Genomic DNA, 3,160 nt, shown 5'->3' with positions numbered 1-3,160 from the left:
GTAACCATCCGGCGTAGGCCGCGGACGGGTGTCCGTGCTCAGGGAGTGGGCTTGGGTGCTTTGGGCTTGCCGAGCCGCGGGGACCATTTCTTCGCGAGTTGGTCAAAGCGTTCGACGATCCTGTCGATCCTGGCATCTTTGGGATCGAAGGATGCACCTGACCAGCTGACCATGTCGTCGTGCTGTTCGTGGTCCGGATCTGCGAGGGCTTCAAGGAACGCTTCGTAGCCCGGGGCGCCGCCGACGTCCTCGGGCGGGCAGGCTCCGCTGGCCTTCAGAAGCCTTGGATAGGTCACGCCCGGGCTGGCCTCGCTCACCCGCTCGATGCGGATGCTGTGGTCCCAGTCATCGCCGAAGTCGTAGACATACTGGAGCGTCCTGGCGCCGGTATCCTCGAGCACCTTTTGCAGCGTCGCCTTCTTCGCGGGCATCGGGCCGTCGTAGAATCCGTCCGGATCGGGCACGCCCCAGCCGGCGCCACCGGCCCGGAATTCGTAGAGATGGCTGTCCGTCCAGCCCATGGCGGCCTGGACCACCTCATGCAGCCGGTCGAGCCTGATCTTCAGCGGCACCTCGATATGGCGCATCGGCTGCGGATCGATGTCGTTCAGGAGGATCCGGAGGCGGGCAATCAGGGTCATGCGGCCCTCCTTTGCGGCATTTGCGACCAGTTCCAGGGAAGAAGTTCCGGCAGGCGCGACAGGGGCATGTCCGGCAGCCGGGCAAGGACATCGGCCAGCCAAGCCTGCGGGTCGACGTCATTCATTTTGGCGGTGACGATCAGGGAGTACATGAAGGCGGCGCGGTCGCCACCGCGGGGCGATCCGGCAAAGAGCCAAGCCTTGCGGCCGAGGGCAATGCCGCGGAGGGCACGTTCGGCCGCATTGTTCGTCAGGCAGATGCGGCCGTCATCGAGGAAGCGGGTGAAGGCGTCCCAGCGGCCGTCTTCCTCGAACATGTAGTTGATCGCCTTGGCGACGGGGTTGTGCTTCGACATCCGGGCGCGCTCGGATCGCAGCCAGTCGTGCAGGTCATTGACCATCGGGCGCACCAGCCGCTGACGGGCGTCATGGCGGGCCTCGGCGGTCAGGCCGTTGATCTCGCGCTCGATATCGAAGATGGCGTCGAAGCGTTTGACCGCTTCCAGCGCGATGGGCGAGATCTCCTCGGCCACCGATCTGCCCTTGCGGGCTGTGGCTTTGATATCCGCCAGTTCGAAGAACTTGCGCCGGGCATGCGACCAGCACAGCGCGCTCAGCACCGGCGCGGGCTTGTGCTGGGCGCTGTAGAGGTCGTTGTAGCCGCCATAGGCGTCAGCTTGCAGGATGCCGGTCCAGCCCGCCAGATGCCGGGTCGGATGCTCTTTCCTGCGGTCAGTCGAGAAGTAGTAGAGGGCCGCAGGGGGCGCCCCACCACCGAAGGGCCGGTCATCCCGCAGATAGGTCCAGAGCCGGGCGGTTTGCGTGCCGCCTTTGGCCAGAAGCGGCACGGTGGTGTCGTCAGCGTGCAATCGTTCAGCGCCGAGGACATGAGCACGGATCAGATCGTGGATTGGTTGCAGCGCCACGGCACAGGTGCCGACCTGATCGGCCAGGGTCGAGAGGCTGATCTCGACGCCCTCCTTCGCGTAGCGCTCGGCCTGCCGGTTCAGGGGCTGATGCTGGCCGAACTTCTCGAACAGGATCATCGCCAGCAGGTTCGGCCCTGCCCAGCCCCGGTGTGTCGGGTGGAACGGCGCTGGCGGCTGGCTGATCTTCTCGCAGTCGCGGCAGGTGAACTTCTCGCGGACGGTTTGCACGACCTTCCACTGCCGCGGGATCACCTCCAGCGTCTCGGTGATGTCCTCGCCCATCTTCACGATGCGCGCCGAACCACAGCAAGTGCAGGAAGTCGGCGCCTTAACCACGACGCGCTCGCGGGGCAAATGCTCGGGGAATGGCTTGCGGGCTGGGCGGCGGCGTTTGAAGGCCGCGACCATCGCCCTCGGGCCCGTCGCCTCGGCTTTGGCCCGGTCATCGGCAATGTCGGTCTCGATGTCTTCGAGCTGCATCTCCAGTTGCTCGATCAGCCGGGCATGGCGTTCGGCACCATGGCCATATTGCTCGCGGCGGAGTTTGGCGATCTGCAGTCGGAGGTGCCGGATCATGTCTTCAGAGGCCGAGACGATCGCCTGAACCTGGGTCAACTCCCCCTTGGCGGCGACCAAGGCGTCCTCTGCGGCAGATGCGCGAGCCTCTGCCGCGGCGAGTGCGGCGCGCAGAACAGCGATCTCCGAGGTGGTCTCCGACATGCCGAAGACCTATCACGAAACCCCGGAATAGTCCAATAAAACAAGGGTATGTTGGCTATCAACCCGCCGACGCAGGCCGCTGCGTCCAGCGCGGATTGCGCCAGTCGATTCCTTCCAGAAGATAGCCGAGCTGCGCCGCCGAAACCGGAACGGCTGAGCCATTCTGGCTCACCGGCCAGATGAACTTCCCGGCCTCCAGCCGCTTCAGATACAGCGACATGCCGACCCCGTCGTGCCACAACACCTTGATCAGGTCACCCTTGCGCCCCCGGAAGCAGAAGATCTCGCCACCGTGCGGATCGCGACCCAGGCCCTGCTGGACCTTCAGCGCCAGGCTGTTCATCCCGCAGCGCATGTCCGTCACCCCGCCTGCGATCCACACGCGCGCCCCCGCCGGAAAGGCGATCATCGTGGATCCAGAACGGCCAGCAGCGCTGCCAGTTGCGAAGGGGCCAGCAAAGCAGGGATCGTCATGCGGCGTCCGTTCGTCAGCGTGATGTCGATCCGAGCATCATGGGCGTCCCGCGAAGGCCGCTCCTCTGGCTCAGGCGGGGGGCTTTCCATCACCAGCGGCACGAAACCACCGCCAGCCTCCGGCGCACCAAGCGTCCCGCTGCGATACTCGCGCCGCCAGATCGAGAGCAGCGACCGCGAAATCCCATACCGCCGCGCGGTTGTCGAACCCTGCCGATAGCCGAGAAGGCTCTCCTCAACGATCTGAATCTTGTCCGCATCAGACCACTGCCGACGACGGCCAACCTCATCGGCGGCGAAAATCTCGATTGGTGAAACAACTGAAGCGCATGCCATAAGGCAATGCCTTAAGACCATTTGCTCAATCAGAGCAGACGGCCCTCACCGCAGGCTTAC

4 protein-coding genes are annotated in these 3,160 nt (G+C 64.9%); all 4 read right to left on the bottom strand.

Going from position 1 to position 3,160, the window contains the following annotated elements; translation table 11 throughout:
- Positions 1–38: 38 nt before the first annotated feature.
- The 4 genes from H0485_RS20940 to tnpA are packed head-to-tail and all read right to left on the bottom strand — an operon-like array spanning position 39 to position 3,100.
- Positions 39–641 carry a plasmid pRiA4b ORF-3 family protein gene (locus H0485_RS20940; protein ID WP_226937833.1) on the bottom strand — a complete coding sequence of 201 codons (603 nt, stop codon included), beginning with the start codon at positions 639–641 and terminating at the stop codon, positions 39–41.
- A complete protein-coding gene (gene tnpC / locus H0485_RS20935) occupies positions 638–2,290 on the bottom strand; it encodes an IS66 family transposase (protein ID WP_226937832.1) in 1,653 nt (550 codons plus the stop codon). Before tnpC ends, H0485_RS20940 begins: the two co-directional genes overlap by 4 nt.
- A gap of 58 nt (positions 2,291–2,348) precedes the next feature.
- Positions 2,349–2,699, bottom strand: coding sequence for an IS66 family insertion sequence element accessory protein TnpB (gene tnpB / locus H0485_RS20930; protein ID WP_112312267.1), 351 nt, complete (start codon positions 2,697–2,699; stop codon positions 2,349–2,351).
- Positions 2,696–3,100: an IS66-like element accessory protein TnpA gene (gene tnpA, locus H0485_RS20925; protein WP_226937831.1), complete on the bottom strand. Its 405-nt coding sequence runs from the start codon at positions 3,098–3,100 to the stop codon at positions 2,696–2,698. The genes tnpB and tnpA overlap by 4 nt, the downstream gene beginning before the upstream one ends.
- Positions 3,101–3,160 lie beyond the last annotated feature (60 nt).

Source organism: Pseudogemmobacter faecipullorum, from assembly GCF_020539525.1.
GTDB lineage: Bacteria > Pseudomonadota > Alphaproteobacteria > Rhodobacterales > Rhodobacteraceae > Pseudogemmobacter > Pseudogemmobacter faecipullorum.
This window is presented reverse-complemented; position numbering and strand designations above follow the sequence as displayed.

Excerpts from the sequence above, each read along its gene's own strand:
- H0485_RS20940 (WP_226937833.1), bottom strand. The coding sequence starts at position 641 with ATGACCCTGATTGCCCGCCTCCGGATCCTCCTGAACGACATCGATCCG.
- tnpC (WP_226937832.1), bottom strand. The coding sequence starts at position 2,290 with ATGTCGGAGACCACCTCGGAGATCGCTGTTCTGCGCGCCGCACTCGCC.
- tnpB (WP_112312267.1), bottom strand. The coding sequence starts at position 2,699 with ATGATCGCCTTTCCGGCGGGGGCGCGCGTGTGGATCGCAGGCGGGGTG.
- tnpA (WP_226937831.1), bottom strand. The coding sequence starts at position 3,100 with ATGGCATGCGCTTCAGTTGTTTCACCAATCGAGATTTTCGCCGCCGAT.